The organism is Candidatus Pelagibacter sp. HIMB1782 (assembly GCF_052047475.1).
In the GTDB taxonomy this organism is placed as follows: Bacteria; Pseudomonadota; Alphaproteobacteria; order Pelagibacterales; family Pelagibacteraceae; genus Pelagibacter.
This window is the reverse complement of record NZ_JBNAKE010000001.1, coordinates 140,323-155,375: the sequence shown is the minus strand read 5'-3', so window position 1 is coordinate 155,375 and position 15,053 is coordinate 140,323. Positions and strand designations below refer to the sequence as shown.

Here is a 15,053-nt window from a genome sequence, read left to right as displayed (position 1 = left end):
TATTATACCTTTAATGCCATGTGGGTGTATTTAACGTTTAGATAATCTTTGATCGCCATTGATCCACCTTCACGTCCATAACCAGTTTGTTTGATACCACCAAAAGGAGCTTCTGCTACAGCAACTGCACCAGTATTAACAGCAACACAACCAGACTCTAACATTTCAGAACCTCTGTTCGCTTGGTCCATGTTATTTGTATACAAATAACTACATAAACCAAGGTCGTTATTGTTTGCTCTCTCAATAACTTCATCAAATGTTTTAAATGTAAGAACGGGTACGAGAGGACCAAATGGCTCTTCTCTCATAATCGTAAAATCGTCTTTTACATTATCAAAAACAGTTGGCTCATAAAAATAACCTTTGTTAAAACCCGAAGGTCTTTTTCCTCCCATCAAAACATCGGCTCCCTCATTTTTTGTTGTCTCAACTAGTTTTTCAATTTCCTCTAATCTTTTTGCAGTAGTTAAAGGACCTAAGATAGTTCCTTCATCCATACCATTTCCAATTTTTAATTTCTTTGCTCTATCCATAAAAGCTCCAAGAAATTCATCTTTTTTATTTTCTTGGATATAAAATCTGTTTGGAGAGATACAAACTTGTCCATTGTTTCTGAATTTTGCAGTAATCGCAATATCTGCAACTTTATTCATATCAACATCATCACAAACAATAAAAGGTGAGTGACCACTAAGTTCCATAGTTACTCTTTGAACTTTATCTGCAGCTTTCTTTAATATTAATTTTCCAACTCTTGTTGAACCAGTAATTGATACTTTTTTAATAATATCAGATTCTAATAATTCATTAGAAATTTCTGCAGGATCACCAGATAATAAATTAACCACACCATCAGGAACTCCTGCTTCTTTACAAATGTTAACTAATTCCATAACTGCACCTGGTGTAATTACATCTGGTTTACAAATTACAGAGCAACCTGCAGCTAGTGCTGTTGAAATTTTTCTTGCAGCCAAAATAATTGGAAAGTTCCACGGTATTAAAGCAGCCACAACTCCTACTGGCTGATAATAGACATGAACTCTTGTATCAGGAAATCTACTTTGAACTGTTTGACCGTAAATTCTTTTTGTTTCTTCTGCATTCCACTCAAATATATCCGCTCCTCCACCAACTTCTCCAACTCCTTCAGCAAGAGGTTTACCAACTTCAAGTGTTAACCATTTAGCAAGAACATCTTTTTTTTCTCTCATTAGATCTGCAATTTTTCTAATTACATATGATCTTTGCCATGGAGTAGTGTTACTCCAAACTTTAAGACCTTTCTCAGCTGACTTTAAAGCTTTTTGTACATCTGCTGAAGATGCTTTTGATGCTTTTCCAATCACTTCCTCAGTTGCAGGGTTGATTACATCATATGTCTCTTTTTTTTCTGCTTCTTGCCATTTTCCATCAATGAATTGTCCAAATTTGCTATACATAATTTTTATTTTTTTTAAGGTTTACTAAGTTGGGTTTTTTAATTTATAAATATAAATATATATAAACATTATACATAAAAAAAATAAACCCAATTATGAAAAAAATCACTCTTACTTGTGCACATGCAATCGTAAAATATTTAATAGCTCAAAAAATATTAATTAACGGCAAAAAAGAACCACTCTTTCCTGGTGTCTTTGGAATTTTTGGGCACGGAAATGTAGCGTGTTTGGGTCAAGCACTTGAAGAAAATCAAAAAGAATTACCAACTTATAGAGGCCATCATGAACAAAATATGGCTTTAACAGGAATAGGTTACGCTAGAGCTAAAAGAAGACAACAAATTTTTGTTGCTACATCATCTGTTGGTCCAGGAGCAACAAACATGGTTACTGCAGCAGCAGTAGCGATGAGTAACAGATTGCCAATTTTATTTTTACCAGGTGATACTTATGCAAATAGAATGCCAGATCCAGTATTGCAACAAGTTGAACATTTTAACAATCCAAGCGTAACTGCAAACGATGCTTTCAAACCAGTTACAAGGTATTTTGATCGTATCACTAGACCTGAACAAATAATTCAATCATTTCCAATAGCGGTTCAAACAATGTTAGATCCTGCTGACTGTGGCCCTGCTTGTATTGCTTTAAGCCAAGATATCCAAGGCCAAACTTTTGATTATCCAGAAGAATTTTTTCAAGAGAAAGTTCATACAATTAGAAGACCAAGACCAGATGAATTTCAAATTAAAGAGGCAGCTGAAAAAATTAAATCTTCAAAAAATCCAATCATAATATCTGGAGGTGGAGTTTTTTACTCCGATGCAATGGAAGAGTTAAGTCAGTTTGCAATTAAACACAATATTCCAGTTACACAAACTGTAATGGGTTATTCAACAATGAAGAGAGATCATTCTCATTTTGCAGGTCAAATTGGAGGACTTGGAGGGAAAAATACAAACACATTAGCAAAACAAACCGATCTTGCTATTGCAATAGGTACAAAGCTTGCTGATTTTACAACAGGATCATGGGCAAACTTTGAAAACGAAAATTTCAAATTAGTTTCAATCAATGTATCAAGATATGATGCTAACAAACATTTAGCTCAAGCTGTTGTTGGAGATGCAAAAGTTTCATTAACTGAACTTTCTCAAGCCTTAGGTGATTGGAAAGCAGGGGAAGATTGGAATAAGAAATCTCAAACAGAACTTAAGTCATGGAATAAACATATAGATAAAGAGAGCGCTCCAACTAATCAGGAAGTTCCAAGTTATGTTCAGGTAATTGGAGCAATTTATAGAAATTCTGATCCAACAGATATTGCAGTCACAGCCGCAGGAGGTTTGGTAGGTGAAGTAATTCAAGTATGGAGACCAAGAGAACTTAATACTCATGAAACAGAGTGGGGCTTTAGTTGTATGAGTTATGAAATATCTGGAGCATTAGGAATTAAGATGGCTAATCCAGATAAAGAGGTGATCTCATTTGTAGGTGATGGATCTTATCTATTAAATAACACTGATATTTATTCGTCAGTAATTACAAAAAATAAATTGATCATAGTTGTTTGTGATAATGGAGGCTTTGCAGTTATAAACCGACTTCAATTATTCAAAGGCGGAAAAGAGTATAATAACTTATTAAAGAGTTCTAATACTCCTGGTTTAGTAGATGTAGATTTTGCAAAACATGCAGAGAGTATGGGTGCGAAATCTGAACACGTTACTTCAATTTCAGATCTTGAAGCTGCATTTAAAAGAGCTAAAGCATCTGATGTAACTTATGTTATTTCAATTAAAACTCATGCTTATAAATGGGTAGAAGGATCATCTTTTTGGGATAGTCCAACTTTAGAAATTCCAACTACTAAAGAAAATGAAGAAGCTTTAAAACTTTATAAAGAAGGAAGAAGCAAACAAAGACAAGGTATTTAATCCTTTATGAATAAAGTATTTAAAGTCGGCCTTATAGGATGCGGTCATATTTCAGAGACTTATTTTAGAGCTCAAGAGTATTTTAACAATATCAGGATTGTTAAATGTGCAGATATCAATATGGAAACAGCGAAGAAGTGTGCAATCCATTACAATATCGAAGCTGTAACTGTTGAAGAACTCCTTAAAGATAAAGAGATTGAAATAATATTAAACCTTACAATTCCTGGAGCACATTTTGAAGTTTCAAAAATGGCTTTGGAAAATGGCAAGCATTCTTATGCTGAGAAACCCATGGCTGTTAACTTTGAAGATGGAAAAAAATTAGTTGAACTTGCTAAAGAAAAAAATCTTTATATTGGAAATGCGCCTGACACTTTTCTGGGTGGGGGTATTCAGAAAACTCGTGAACTGATTGATAACGGTGTAATTGGTGACATTAAATTAGGTAATGCAATTTTTGCTTTCCCTGGAGTGCAATCTTATCATCCAAACCCAGAACCTTGGTTTGCTGAAAATGAAGGGGGTCCCGTAATAGATATGGGTCCATATTATCTTACAGCATTAGTAAATTTAATTGGTCCGGCAAAACAAGTACAAGGAAGATGCACAAAAGTCTTTGAAGAAAGAGAAATTGGAATAGGTCCAAAAAAAGGTCAAAAATTTAAAGTAGAAACTCCAACGACTTATCTTGCAACTATACAATTTGAAAATGATTGCATTATACAGATTACTTTATCTTTTGATGTGGTTGCTCATCAAAGAAACCACATAGAGCTATATGGTAACAAAGGATCAATTATTGTTCCTGATCCAAATATGTTTGGTGGATCAGCTTTTGTTTCAGTGACTGCTGGTGGTAATTGGGGTGAGCATAAAACAGAAATGATGCCTTTAGGAAAAATTAACATTAAAAGTCAAAGCTCAAGAGCAAATGAATCTCCAACAAATGCAAATTATAGAGGAGCTGGTCTATCTGAGATGGCTTATGCAATTGAAAATAATTTAGAACACAGATGTAATGGAGAACTTTCTTTGCATGTTTTAGATATTATTGACTCAACTATGAGAGCGTCTCAAACAGGTATTCCGCAAGAAATAAAGACTACTTGCAAAAAACCTAAACCATTTACGTTAGAGGAAATAAAAAAAATTATGAATTAATTTTTTAATTTATGAAAAAATTAATTGTAATTTCAGATCCTTTCCCAAGAACTTTAGATCTAATTTTCACAAAAAAAAAACTAAAAGAACTTAAAACTAAATATACACTTATTGTAGCCCCAAGCAAAAACAAAAAAAAATTTTATGAAAGCAATATTCACAAAGCTTCATTTATAATGGGTCAACCCGATCTAGATAAAAAACTTTTATCAAAAGCAATTAAATTAAAAGCAATTATAAATGTTGAAAGTAATTTTATGAACAATGTTGATTATCAATATTGTCATAAAAGAGGTATTCATGTGATTGCTACTTCTCCTGTTTTTTCTAAACCTGTAGCTGAGATAGCATTGGGAATGACATTATCTCTATTAAGAAATATTCATGAAGCGCATTTTGATTTTCTAAAAGGTAAAGAGAAATATGGCTTAGAAAGTAATCTTAAAGCATCAATGTTGTCAGGGAAAAAAATTGGTTTATTAGGGTTTGGTGATTTAGCAAAATCTCTTTATCCACTGCTTTTACCATTTACAAAAGATATCTCTGTTTATGATCCATGGCTTCCAAAAAATGTGATCAAAAGATATGGATTTCAGCCGATCAATTTAAAAGATATGTTTTCAAAATGTGAGGTAATTTATGTTTTAGCAGCCGTGACAACTGAAAATAAAAATTTAATTGATAAAAAATTGTTAAACAGAATGAAGCCAAATACTCTATTTATTTTAATGAGTAGAGCAGCAGTTGTTAATTTTAAAGATTTAGTTACTAGATTAAAAAAAGGAGATATTTATGTCGCCACTGATGTATTTCCAGAAGAGCCTGTAAGAAAAAATGATCCTATAAGAAAAGTAAAAAATATTTTATTTTCAGCTCATAGAGCCGGTGCATTAAAGGAGGCTTTTTTTGACATGGGAAATATAGTTCTTAAAGATATGGATTTAATTTTAAAAAATCAAAAACCAAAATATTGTAAAAAAGCACATTTAAAAACAGTTGAATTGTTAAGCTCTAAACCTGTCAATGTTAACTAAATTTAAAAATTATTTGTTTGACAATTTATTCAACTTTTAGTTGTGAGCGTTTTTTTTTGTTGCTAATCATTTCCAATTACATTTAACTCTTAGTAAATAAAAGGGAGATATATATGAAAAAACTAACGTTAACTCTCGCTTCAATGATTTTAAGTGGTCTATTTTTTGTGACTACTTCAGCGAATGCTGCAATTGAAGCTTGTTTGATTACTAAGACGGATATCAATCCATTTTTCGTAAAAATGAAAGAAGGTGCTGAGGCTCGTGCTAATGAGTTAGGTGTAAAATTATCATTTTTTGCTGGAAAAATTGATGGTGACCATGAAACTCAAGTAAGAGCTGTTGAAACTTGTATAGCATCTGGTGCAAAAGGAATTTTAATTGCTGCATCTGATACTAAAGCAATAGTTCCAGTTTTAAAAAACGCACAAGATAACGGTCTATTAGTTATTGCGCTTGATACACCTTTAGAACCTATCACAGCTGCAGACTCTACTTTTGCTACTGATAACTTTGAAGCTGGTAGACTGGGTGGTGCTTGGGTTGCTGCAAAATTAGGAGCAAATGCTGCTAATGCAAAAATTGCAATGTTAGATCTTAATGAAAGTCAACCATCTGTTGGTGTTTTAAGAGACCAAGGTTTCTTAAACGGATTTGGTATTGATACTAAAGACGTTTCAAGATGGGGAGACGAAGATGATCCAAGAATCATTTGTAATGAAGTTACAAATGGTAACGAAGAAGGTGGAAGAACAGCAATGGAAAAATGTCTTCAGAAAGATAGAGACATTAATGTAGTTTATACAATTAACGAACCAGCAGCTGTTGGTGCTTATGAAGCTTTAAAAGCAGCGGGCAAAGCAGATGGAAGTGTATTAATTGCTTCTGTTGATGGTGGATGTCCAGGTGTAGCTGATGTTAAAAAAGGTATAATTGGAGCTACATCACAACAATATCCTCTTTTAATGGCTTCTTTAGGTGTTGAGGCTATTAAAGCTTGGGCAGAAAATGGAACTAAACCTGAGAACTCTCCAGGATTAAAGTTTTTTAATACTGGTGTAAATTTAGTTACAGATGATGCTGCAAGTGGAGTTCCTTCAATAAGTGTTAAAGAAGGAATGGACAGATGTTGGGGATAATCCAATAACTTTTCATTTTGTCAGGGCAGAATTTTTCTGCCCTGATAAACTTGACTTTAAATTCTGTAATTATTAATTTTATTTTTTATTCATGAGCAAAATATCTGATGACATATCAAAAGATTTAAAAGATCAGCCAAAGTTTACATCAGATATAGGTGATAAGGCTCAAGACCACCATACATTTGATATTGGTGAGCAAACGTTTTTAAAAAAACTTCAACATTTTCTACATGGTAATCCAACTATTGTTCCAGTAATTATTTTAATTTTAAGCGTAATTGCTTTTGGATTTATAGCTGGAGGAAAATTCTTTTCTGCATTTAATTTATCTTTGATTGTTCAACAGGTAACAATTGTTGGAATTTTAGCTGCAGCACAAACACTGATCATTTTAACTGCTGGAATTGATTTAAGTGTTGCTGCAATGATGGTTCTTGCATCAGTCGTTATGGGAAAACTTTCAATTGATTTTGGGATGCCCACTTTACCTGCAATTGCAATAGGTATGATTTCAGGAGTTGTGACTGGTGCTATAAATGGTTTATTAGTAACAAGATTAAAATTACCTCCATTTATTGTTACTCTTGGAACTTGGAATATATTTTTTGCATTAGTTATTTTTTTTACTGGTTCTCAATCTATAAGAAGTTCAGTAATTGAAGAGAATGCACCTTTATTACATTTTTGGGGTGAAAGAATAAATCTTGGAGGTTTCGTATTTACTTACGGTGCTTTCTTGATGATCGCTATATTTGTTTTCTTATGGTTTATGCTCAATAAGACTGCATGGGGAAGACATGTCTATGCAATTGGAGATGATAAAGATGCTGCAGAGCTGTCTGGTATTAGAACAGATAGAATGCTTGTATCAATTTATGCTGTTGCAGGATTGGTTATTGCCATAGGAGCATGGGTTTCAATAGGAAGAGTCGGATCAGTTTCACCAACAAGTTTTTATGAAGGAAATCTAGACTCTATTACAGCAGTTGTAATAGGTGGTACTTCACTGTTTGGTGGAAGAGGAACTATTATTGGATCTTTATTTGGAGCATTAATTGTAGGTGTATTTAGTTCTGGTTTGTCAATTGCTGGATTAGATGTTTTATGGCAAAGGTTCGCGCTTGGTTGCTTGATCATTATTGCTGTTGGTATAGATCAATGGATTAGGAAGGTATCAAATTAATGAAACCTGTTCTTGTTGCAAAAAATTTATCAAAAAAATATGGAAGAGTTGTTGCTTTGGATAGTGCAGATCTTGAGCTTTATCCTGGAGAGGTGTTAGGAGTTATTGGAGACAATGGCGCTGGTAAATCAACTTTAATTAAAGTTTTATGTGGAGCAGTAATACCTGATAGTGGCGAAATACTTTTAGATGGAGAGAATGTAACTTTTACTTCTCCTATTGAGGCAAGAAAACTAGGTATAGAAACCGTTTATCAAAACTTAGCTCTATCTCCAGCTTTATCAATAACTGATAATATGTTTCTGGGGAGAGAAATTAGAAAAAAAGGTTTTCTAGGAAAATTTTTAAGATTTTTGGATAAAAAAGCTATGGCTGATGAAGCTAGAAAACGTCTTTCTGATCTAGGATTGTTAACAATTCAGAATATTGATCAATTAGTAGAAACTTTATCAGGAGGTCAAAGACAAGGTGTAGCTGTAGCTAGAGCAACATCATTTGGAACTAAAGTAGTAATTATGGATGAGCCAACAGCTGCCTTAGGTGTTAAAGAAAGCAGAAGGGTTCTTGAGTTAATAGGTGAGGTAAGAGCACGTAAAATTCCTATTATATTAATTTCTCACAATATGCCTCATGTCTTTGAGGTAGCTGACAGAATTCATATTCATCGACTAGGAACTAGATTGTGTGTTATTGATCCCAAAAAATATGAAATGTCAGATGCTGTTGCATTCATGACTGGAGCTAAAGAACCGCCGAAAGCTTAATTAATTAACCAATTAAAGTATAGTCTGCTTCAATACTATTTTGCAAAACATTTAATCCGTTCGGGAGATCGTTTTCATATACTTTTTTATGAATTTCTTCTTTAGGTAAATTAAAATTTTCCCAACGCTTTATAAGCCTTTCTTCTCTAATTTTTTCTTCACAATCAATTATGATTTTAGATTGAAAATAATTATGTAATTTTTTCCAAGGTTCAGAATTTAGAAGAAGATAATTTCCTTCAACTATTATAACTCTTGTTTTTTTTGAAATTATAACCGCTGATGATTTAGATAATTCTAAAGAACGATCAAAAATTGGAACAATAACTTCATCTTCATCATTTAATCTGTTTAAAAAATTTTTTAAACCCATAACATCAAAGGTTTCAGAGGATCCTTTTTTTGATAATAAACCTTTATTTTCTAAAATATCATTATCATAATGAAATGCATCCATCTGAAGAATATTTGATGGATATCCTTTTAGATTTAAATCTTTTGTTATCTTTTCAGAAACAGTGGTTTTCCCTGAAGCAGGGGGTCCTGCTAAAGCTATCAAATATCTATTTTTTATATTATCTAATTTTTTTATTAAATCACTGATTAGTTCTTCATAGCTTAATCTTTTCATAATTATAATTTTAAGTTTTAGTATAAAATTTTTTCCATTTATCAAACCTATCCGAAAGCAAAGAAGCAAGTTCAGAATCTTTTTTTATAATTTTTTTCACTTTAGGAGATTTCAGCTCTTTTTGGTGATCAAGATTATTGTAACCTAAAAAAGCTATTTTTGCTGCTCCATAAGCAGCCATTGAGTCTGAAGTTTCTGTAATTGCAAGATTTTTATTTAAAATAGATGCTAAAATTTTAATCCAAGTTTCGTTATTTGAACCTCCTCCAATTACATAAAGATTTTCTAATTTAATTTTTGTTTTTGAAAGGGCTTGATAGTTGTCATTTAATGCAAATGAAATTCCTTCTATTAAACTGTAAATCATTGAAGATCTCGTTGTACTTATATCAACGTTGTTAAAACTTGCACGAATATGAGGGTCGTTTATAGGCGTCCTTTCACCAGTTAAATAAGGTAAATAGTACGGAGCATTTTTGATTAAATTTTTGGATTTAATTGCTTTTTTTAGATTTAGTGAAATTTCCTCTATAGATGAATTAAAAGTTTCAACAAACCAATTAATATTAGATGTGCAAGACAACATAACAGACATTAAATGCCATGTGTTAGGTAAACAATGGCAAAATGAATGAATCGCATCATTATAGTTTTTTAAAAATTTCTTTGTTGAAGCAAATATTACGCCTGATGTACCTAAAGATATTGATGCATCGCCTTCTTCATAGAGACCTAGACCAACAGCTGCTGCCGCATTATCTCCTCCACCTCCATAAACTTTACATTTTAAATCAAAACCATACTTTTCTGCGATTTCTTTTTTGACAATTCCAGTTTGATCTGTCCCTTCACAAGTTATAGGCATTTGAGAAAGATTCATAAAAGTAGTTTGTAATAATTTCTTTGACCAGGATCTATTTTTTACATCAAGCCAATATGTTCCAGATGCATCAGACAAGTCACTATAAAATTCTCCGGTAATATAAAATCTCAAGTAATCTTTAGGTAGTAAACATTTGTGAATTGATTTAAAATTTTTTAATTCATTATTTTTAAGCCATAAAATTTTGGGCGATGTAAATCCAGGCATTGCAATATTTCCTGAAATATTTAAAACATTTTTGTCATTCATTATATCATTACACTCATTGTGACTTCGAGTATCATTCCATAAAATACAATTTCTTATCACATCGTAATTTTTATCAAGACATGTAGCACCATGCATATGCCCAGAAAATGAGATTGACTTGATATTTTTTAAATTAATTTCTCTTTTTAATTTTTTGATGCAGTAATTGAGGGCAATGATCCATGATTTAGGATCTTGTTCTGACCACCCACTTTTTAAATTAGATAATGGAATATTTTTGCTAGAGGTTTTGCAAATTATTTCTTGATTGTCTCCAATAACAACACATTTCATTAATGTTGTTCCAAGATCGATACCTAAATACATTCTATGATTATATATTTTAATTATTGTAATTGAATTAATTTATTGAATTATTGAAATTAATTTAGTTGTATAAGGATATGTTAATTAAAATTGATCCAATACTAAGCCCCGATGTTTTACACTGCTTACGCAGTATGGGACATGGTGATAAGCTAATACTTTGTGACTCAAATTTTCCAGCATATTCTTTGAATAAAAGAGTTTATCGAATTGATGGTGTAAACGCTTCAAGAGCGGCAGAAGCTATTCTTTCAGTTTTTCCCTTAGATAGTTTTATAGAATATCCAATTTTGAGAATGGAAATTGATGGAAAACCAAATCAATTAAATGATGTCCATAAAGAACTTATAGATACAACAAAAAAAGTATCTGGAGATTATTGGAAAATAGGATCTATAGAAAGAAACAATTTTTATAAAGAGACAAAAAATGCTTACGCAATTATAACTACCAATGAAACAAGACCATTTGGCTGTTTTATTTTTACAAAAGGTGTAGTTAAACCCAATGGCGATGTGTGGGTTCTTGAAAAATAATGAATTCAATTTGTGTATTTGGAGTTTTTGTTGCTGATCTTTGCTTTTTTGGTGAGACAATTCCAGTTAAGGGTCAAACAGTTTTAGGAAAAAATCATATTGTTGGACCTGGAGGTAAAGGCTCTAATCAAGCAATTGCAGCCGCAAGATTAAAGGGTGATGTACATTTTATAACAAAAATTGGCCAGGATAGTCATGCCGATATGGCATTAAAATTATATAAAAAGGCTCAAATAAATATAAATTCAATTATCCAAGATAAAAATCTTTCCACGGGAGTTGCGGGTATCATGATTGATGAAAAAGGTCATAATGCAATTAATGTTGTTGCTGGGGCAGCAGCTCACTTAAATAATGAAGATATAGATCAAAATCTAAACACTATAAAAAATTCAAAAATTTTTCTTACTCAATTAGAAACTCCTGAGCAAGTGACACTTTATGCTTTAAGTAAAGCTAAAGAAAATAATTGTGTTACAATTTTAAATCCAGCACCTGCAAGAAAAATAAAAGAGGAGTACTTTAAATTAATTGATTATTTTACTCCAAATGAAACAGAAGCAGAATTTTATTTAAATAAAAAAATAAAATCAGAAAATGATATTAAAGAAGCTGCTAAACAGTTTTTAAAAAAAGGAGTTAAAAATATTATAATTACATTAGGAGAGAAGGGTGTTTATTATTCTAATGGAAAAGAAGATTATTTTGTTGAGGCATGTAAATTAAAAAATAATGTTGTAGATACTACTGGTGCGGGAGATGCTTTTAATGGTGCTTTTGTTGTTGGATTATCTAATGACCTAAAAAATAAAGATGCATTAGTATTTGCAAATAAAGTAGCAGGAATATCAACAACAAAATTAGGTGCAGCAGCATCAATGCCATTACTTCAAGAAGTAGAAAATTATTAAGTAAAATAAAAATGAAAGTAGAATATTTTGATTTGAAAGGAAAACGTGCTTTAGTTTCGGGCGGAGCATCTGGTATCGGCGCATCAATTGTTGAACATCTTTGCGAACAAGGTGTTGAGGTCTATTTTTTTGATATAGATAAAAAAGAAGCTCAAAAATTAATTTCAAAAATTAAGAGGAAAAAACATAAAATACCTACGTTTCATATCTGCAACATTAAAAATATAAAAAAATACAAAACTTTAATCCAAGGTATTATTAAAAAAAAAGGAGCAATTGATATTTTAGTAAACAATGCATCTAATGATCAAAGACATACTCTTGAAGAAGTTACTGAAAAATACTGGGACGACAGAATGGCAATAAATTTGAGGCATTATTTTTTTGCTACTCAAGCGGTAAAAAAAAGTATGATTAAAAATAAAGGTGGATCAATAATAAATTTAGGCTCGGTTAGTTGGATTAGAGGGGCTGTAATGTTTCCAGCATATAGTACTGCAAAAGCTGCAATCTATGGTTTAACTAAATCACTAGCTAGAGATTTAGGACAACACAATATTAGAATAAACTCCATTGCACCTGGTTCAGTTGCAACTAAAAGACAGTCAAAATTATGGTTAAATCCAAAATTTAAAAAAGAAATTTTAGATAAACAGTGTCTTAAAAAACAAGTATTACCTGAGGATGTCTCAAGGATGGTTTTATATTTAGCATCAGATGTTTCATCTGGATGTACTAAACAAAATTTTACGGTAGACGCTGGTTTAATTTAAAGCTTAGCTTAACTTCTTTTTATTTTCAGCCATTGATAATGCAATTTTAAATGAGTTTAAAATTGGAGCTAAGTTAGCTTCATTTTTACCAGCAATTGCAAACGCAGATCCATGTGCAGTAGTTGTTACAGGAACTGTTAACCCACCTTGAACCGTAACTCCTCTATCAAAACCAAATGCTTTAAGTCCAGACTGAAGTGCATCATGATACATTCCAACCATACAATCATGATTTTTATTTTTATAAGCAACCACAAAAGATGTATCACATGGTAACGGACCATCTGTATTAAATCCAAGTTTTTTTGCTTCTTCTATTGCTGGAATAATTTCATCTTTTTCTTCAGTACCAAATTCTGCATGTGGATTAAGTGCTTGAACAGCTATTCTAGGATTTTTTACGCCATTCAATTCCATAACTTCATTAATTAATTTAATAGGCTTTAAGATATTTTCTTTTGTGATGTGTTGAGCAACTTCTTTAATTGGAATGTGAGAGGTTACTCTTGCAGTCCAAAAATTATCTATAACATTAAATTCACAACAAAAACTTTTTACATCTAATTTTTCTGCCATCAATTGCAATTCATCTGAGTGGGTATTTCCTCCAAGTTTCAAACTTGTTTTATTCATTGGAGCAAAATTGATTGCATCAATTTTTTTTTCTTTAGCAAGAGTTAATGCTAAATCTAAAGCCTCCAAAACGCTTTCGCCTGATTCTTTTGAAGGTTCAGCTATTTTATAATTATGGTTTTTTCCTTTAGATATATCTAATAAAAATCTGTTTGATTTATTAAAATTAACTTGTTCAAAACTTTCTACGACTTCAAGATGGTGAGAATTACCAGTTACATTATTTCCACTCTCAAGTATTTGTTTTTCACCAATAACAACAATATTTGCTTTGTTAGTTATTTCTTCACTTAATAATTTTGAAATAAGTTCAGGTCCTATTCCTGCTGGATCACCAAGTAGAAGTGCGATGTTAGCTTTTGTTTCACTCATTTTTTACTTTACGTGTTGTATTAAAATATGATTATATATTTATATATAACTTATATATATAAAAACTAAATAAACTAAAGAGGGAAATAATGAAAAAAAGCTTTAAACTATTTTTAGCAGCTGCTTTTTTAGTAACTGAATTTTTTGTTGTAGCTCTTCCATTAATGATCACATCTGCAAAAGCTGATGGACATCCAATACAAGCAATTACTCACGCTGGTTTTGGTGGTGGAACTGATGTTACTACTAGAATGATGTTATTAAGAGCAAGAAGAGTTCTTAAACAAGATATGCAGTTAGTTAATAAAAAAGGTGGTGGTGGAGCAGCATCTATGGATTACATGATGTCTTTACCTGCAGATGGAAACCACACTTTAACTTGGACTACTGGACACGCAGTATCAATGGCTTTAGGAAAAACTAAAGTAAAATTAAGCGATATGCAGCCATTAGCAAGAGGTACAGATGATCCTCAATTATTTGTTGTTAACTGTAACAATGAAATTAAAGATGCCAAAAAATTCATTAGCGCACAAAAATCAAAATCACTAAAATATGGAACAACACACACTGGTGGTATTGATGATGTTAGTGCAATTGCATTTACTAAAAAAGGTGGATTAACAGATCCAACTATTGTTGCTTACAAAGGTGTAGCACCAATTAAAACAAACCTAATCAAAGGTGATATCGATGTAGGTGTTTTAAATTTAGGTGAAGCATTAACTGAAATCAACGAAGGTAAACTTTGTGTATCAGTTGTTTTAGCAAATAATAGAATGGCTAAAATTGGAGACTCTCCAACAGCTAAAGAATTAGGAATTCCTGTTTCTTTATCTACTGTTAGAGGTTTCGTAACTAAAAAAGGTGCTCCAGCAGAGAGAGTTAAACAACTAGAAGCTGGAATGATGAAAGCTATGAGCCACAACTATTACAAAAATTTCTTAACTGAAATTGGTCTTGATGACACTAGTGTAGTTGGTGCTGACGAGTGGGGTAAGCAAATGGAAGAAATGCTTGCTGAAATGACTGCTCAGCTAAAAGCTTTAGGTTACATTAACTAATC

The 15,053-nt window shown here is 31.8% G+C and carries 14 protein-coding genes; 10 read left to right on the top strand and 4 right to left on the bottom strand.

Annotation, left to right across the window (positions count from 1 at the left end; genetic code table 11):
• Positions 1-2: 2 nt before the first annotated feature.
• A complete protein-coding gene (locus ACTTAO_RS00845; RefSeq protein WP_440676712.1) occupies positions 3-1,445 on the bottom strand; it encodes an NAD-dependent succinate-semialdehyde dehydrogenase in 1,443 nt (480 codons plus the stop codon).
• A gap of 95 nt (positions 1,446-1,540) precedes the next feature.
• Here ACTTAO_RS00845 and iolD point away from each other — a divergent pair, with 95 nt between their 5' ends.
• From iolD to ACTTAO_RS00815, 6 genes are all read left to right on the top strand, one after another.
• Positions 1,541-3,385, top strand: a complete 1,845-nt coding sequence (iolD, locus tag ACTTAO_RS00840) for a 3D-(3,5/4)-trihydroxycyclohexane-1,2-dione acylhydrolase (decyclizing) (RefSeq protein WP_440690412.1) — start codon at positions 1,541-1,543, stop codon at positions 3,383-3,385.
• A 6-nt stretch (positions 3,386-3,391) separates the two neighbouring features.
• Complete coding sequence (locus tag ACTTAO_RS00835; protein ID WP_440690410.1) at positions 3,392-4,549, top strand: Gfo/Idh/MocA family protein; 1,158 nt, start codon at positions 3,392-3,394, stop codon at positions 4,547-4,549.
• 11 nt (positions 4,550-4,560) lie between these two features.
• Positions 4,561-5,583 carry an NAD(P)-dependent oxidoreductase gene (locus ACTTAO_RS00830; RefSeq protein ID WP_440690408.1) on the top strand — a complete coding sequence of 341 codons (1,023 nt, stop codon included), beginning with the start codon at positions 4,561-4,563 and terminating at the stop codon, positions 5,581-5,583.
• A 113-nt stretch (positions 5,584-5,696) separates the two neighbouring features.
• A complete protein-coding gene (locus ACTTAO_RS00825; RefSeq protein ID WP_440614572.1) occupies positions 5,697-6,722 on the top strand; it encodes a sugar ABC transporter substrate-binding protein in 1,026 nt (341 codons plus the stop codon).
• A gap of 91 nt (positions 6,723-6,813) precedes the next feature.
• Positions 6,814-7,908 carry an ABC transporter permease gene (locus tag ACTTAO_RS00820; RefSeq protein WP_440614571.1) on the top strand — a complete coding sequence of 365 codons (1,095 nt, stop codon included), beginning with the start codon at positions 6,814-6,816 and terminating at the stop codon, positions 7,906-7,908.
• Positions 7,908-8,672, top strand: coding sequence for an ATP-binding cassette domain-containing protein (locus tag ACTTAO_RS00815; RefSeq protein ID WP_440614570.1), 765 nt, complete (start codon positions 7,908-7,910; stop codon positions 8,670-8,672). Before ACTTAO_RS00820 ends, ACTTAO_RS00815 begins: the two co-directional genes overlap by 1 nt.
• A 4-nt stretch (positions 8,673-8,676) precedes the next feature.
• On the opposite strand, the gene ACTTAO_RS00810 is transcribed toward ACTTAO_RS00815, so the two are convergent.
• Positions 8,677-9,303 (bottom strand): AAA family ATPase, encoded by a 627-nt coding sequence (locus ACTTAO_RS00810; RefSeq protein WP_440690406.1) that lies wholly within the window; start codon positions 9,301-9,303, stop codon positions 8,677-8,679.
• 10 nt (positions 9,304-9,313) lie between these two features.
• Positions 9,314-10,762: a xylulokinase gene (xylB, locus tag ACTTAO_RS00805; protein ID WP_440690404.1), complete on the bottom strand. Its 1,449-nt coding sequence runs from the start codon at positions 10,760-10,762 to the stop codon at positions 9,314-9,316.
• A 77-nt stretch (positions 10,763-10,839) separates the two neighbouring features.
• Between xylB and ACTTAO_RS00800 the strand changes: the two genes are divergently transcribed.
• The 3 genes from ACTTAO_RS00800 to ACTTAO_RS00790 are packed head-to-tail and all read left to right on the top strand — an operon-like array spanning position 10,840 to position 12,982.
• Positions 10,840-11,298: an RbsD/FucU family protein gene (locus tag ACTTAO_RS00800; RefSeq protein WP_440690402.1), complete on the top strand. Its 459-nt coding sequence runs from the start codon at positions 10,840-10,842 to the stop codon at positions 11,296-11,298.
• The gene (gene rbsK / locus ACTTAO_RS00795) at positions 11,298-12,209 is read left to right on the top strand and encodes a ribokinase (RefSeq protein WP_440690400.1); all 912 of its coding nucleotides are present in this window, start codon (positions 11,298-11,300) and stop codon (positions 12,207-12,209) included. Before ACTTAO_RS00800 ends, rbsK begins: the two co-directional genes overlap by 1 nt.
• Before the next feature lie 11 nt (positions 12,210-12,220).
• On the top strand, positions 12,221-12,982 hold the full coding sequence (locus ACTTAO_RS00790) for an SDR family NAD(P)-dependent oxidoreductase (protein WP_440690397.1): 762 nt from the start codon (positions 12,221-12,223) through the stop codon (positions 12,980-12,982).
• Between the two features lie 3 nt (positions 12,983-12,985).
• On the opposite strand, the gene ACTTAO_RS00785 is transcribed toward ACTTAO_RS00790, so the two are convergent.
• The gene (locus ACTTAO_RS00785; RefSeq protein WP_440690395.1) at positions 12,986-13,987 is read right to left on the bottom strand and encodes a 4-hydroxythreonine-4-phosphate dehydrogenase PdxA; all 1,002 of its coding nucleotides are present in this window, start codon (positions 13,985-13,987) and stop codon (positions 12,986-12,988) included.
• A gap of 89 nt (positions 13,988-14,076) precedes the next feature.
• Here ACTTAO_RS00785 and ACTTAO_RS00780 point away from each other — a divergent pair, with 89 nt between their 5' ends.
• Complete coding sequence (locus ACTTAO_RS00780; RefSeq protein WP_440614563.1) at positions 14,077-15,051, top strand: Bug family tripartite tricarboxylate transporter substrate binding protein; 975 nt, start codon at positions 14,077-14,079, stop codon at positions 15,049-15,051.
• Positions 15,052-15,053 lie beyond the last annotated feature (2 nt).